The sequence below is a fragment of the Mesorhizobium sp. M7A.F.Ca.CA.004.12.1.1 genome (assembly GCF_003997835.1).
Classification (GTDB): Bacteria; Pseudomonadota; Alphaproteobacteria; order Rhizobiales; family Rhizobiaceae; genus Mesorhizobium.
The window spans coordinates 1-2,378 of record NZ_RZRK01000904.1; the positions used below are offsets into that span (position 1 = coordinate 1).

At 64.3% G+C, this 2,378-nt stretch carries 1 protein-coding gene and 1 pseudogene; both read right to left on the minus strand.

What is annotated here, in order from left to right; all coding sequences use genetic code 11:
• On the minus strand, positions 1–1,852 hold a 1,852-nt coding region (locus EN984_RS31490), incomplete at its 3' end, for a Clp protease N-terminal domain-containing protein (RefSeq protein ID WP_127384215.1).
• 219 nt (positions 1,853–2,071) lie between these two features.
• A pseudogene (locus tag EN984_RS31495) lies at positions 2,072–2,378 on the minus strand (DUF4167 domain-containing protein); the annotation flags it as partial.

Genomic DNA, 2,378 nt, shown 5'->3' on the forward strand with positions numbered 1-2,378 from the left:
GCGCCTTGGTCAGTTCGGTCTTGCCGACGCCCGTCGGCCCGAGGAACATGAACGAGCCGATCGGCCGGTTCGGGTCCTGCAGGCCCGCGCGAGCGCGCCGCACCGCTTTGGAAACAGCCTGCACCGCCTCGCCCTGGCCGACGACACGCTTGCCGATCTCGTCTTCCATGCGCAGCAGCTTGTCGCGCTCCCCCTGCAGCATCTTGTCGACCGGAATGCCGGTCCAGCGCGAGACGATATGCGCGACGTGATCCGGCGTGACCACCTCTTCGACCATGCCAGCCTTGCCGTCCTGGGTTTCGGCCTCCTTCAGCTTCTTTTCCAGTTCCGGGATCTTGCCATAGGCAAGCTCGCCAGCGCGCTGGAATTCACCCTTGCGCTGCGCAATGGCGAGCTCGTTGCGCGCCTCGTCAAGCTGCTTCTTCAGATCGGCGGCCAGCCCGAGCTTCTGCTTCTCGGCCTGCCATTTGGCGGTGATCTCGGTCGATTCCTCCTCGAGGCCGACGAGTTCCTTTTCCAGGCGGGCAAGTCGATCCTTCGAGGCGTCGTCTGTCTCGACCTTGAGCGCCTCGCGTTCGATCTTGAGCTGCATGATGCGGCGATCGATCTCGTCCAGCGCCTCGGGCTTGGAATCGACCTGCATGCGCAGCCGCGATGCGGCTTCGTCGACCAGATCGATCGCCTTGTCCGGCAGGAAGCGATCGGCGATGTAGCGGTTGGACAGCGTCGCCGCCGCCACCAGCGCCGAATCCGAAATGCGCACCTTGTGGTGCTGCTCGTACTTCTCCTTCAGGCCGCGCAGGATCGAGACGGTGTCTTCCACCGTCGGCTCGTCGACGAACACCGGCTGGAAGCGGCGGGCAAGCGCTGCATCCTTCTCGACATGCTTGCGATACTCATCGAGCGTGGTGGCGCCGACGCAGTGCAGCTCGCCGCGCGCCAGCGCCGGCTTCAGAAGGTTCGACGCATCCATGGCGCCATCCGCCTTGCCGGCACCGACCAGGGTGTGCATCTCATCGATGAACAGGATGATGTTGCCGCTGGCCGAGGTGACTTCGGAGAGCACGGCCTTCAGCCGCTCCTCGAACTCGCCGCGATATTTGGCGCCGGCAATCAGCGCGCCCATGTCGAGCGCCATCAATTGCTTATCCTTCAGCGATTCCGGCACGTCGCCATTGACGATGCGCAGCGCCAGGCCTTCGGCGATCGCCGTCTTGCCGACGCCCGGTTCGCCGATCAGCACCGGATTGTTCTTGGTGCGGCGCGACAGCACCTGAATGGTGCGGCGGATCTCGTCGTCACGGCCGATCACGGGGTCCAGCTTGCCGGCACGGGCATCCGCGGTCAGGTCGCGCGCGTATTTCTTCAGCGCGTCGTAGCCCTGTTCGGCACTCGCCGAATCGGCGGTGCGGCCCTTGCGGACGTCATTGATGACCTGGTTGAGCGCCTGCGGGGTGACGCCGGCCTTGGCCAGTATGTCGGCGGTCTTGGCCGACTTCTCCATGGCCAGCGCCTGCAAGAGCCGCTCCACCGTGACAAAGCTGTCGCCGGCTTTCTTGGCCAGTTCCTCGGCGGTCGAAAACACTTTTGCCAGCGGCTGGGCCAGATAGAGCTGGCCATTGCCGCCCTCGACCTTGGGCATCGCTTCGAGTGCCGTCTCGACGCCAAGCTTGACGTCGCGGACGTTGCCGCCGGCGCGTTCGATCAGCGACGCGGCCAGGCCCTCATCGTCGTCGACGAGCACTTTCAGGATATGCTCAGGGGTGAATTGCTGATGGTTGCGGGAAAGCGCCATAGTCTGCGCGGACTGGATAAAACCGCGCACGCGCTCTGAGTATTTCTCAAGGTTCATATCTGTCTCCTTCCATCACCGGCCCGCTTTGCGGCACCGGATCCGATTGCGGTGACGGACCCTCCCATTCGAGCCGGGTCCAGTTGAGGCTGATATGGTGCACAAGCTCCGAACCCTCAAGACGTCTCGATATCGGCAACTTCATAATATTGCACGGCCGCCCAAACGAAAACGGCGGAGATTTCTCTCCGCCGTTCAATGCCTTGAAATGCCGTTCGATCAGTTGTCGATATCGACATTGATCGGTTGGGCGTTGCCGCTGTCGACCGGGGCCGCAGCCGCCTCGCCGGCGTTGGCCACGGAATTGGCATTGTCACTACCGCCATCAACCTGATCGGCGTTGACGCGCGGGCGGCGCGGCCGCCTCGGACGACGGGCAGCACCGCTTTCGGCGGCCGCCTCGTTGAGTTCGGCCTGGGCCGCAAGGCCTGCCGGCGAAAGATTCTCGAACGACGGAGCCGGTTCGGCCGCAGCAACGGATTCGGTCGGCGCGGCGGCTTCGGCCTCGCTTGGAGCCTCGTTGCGC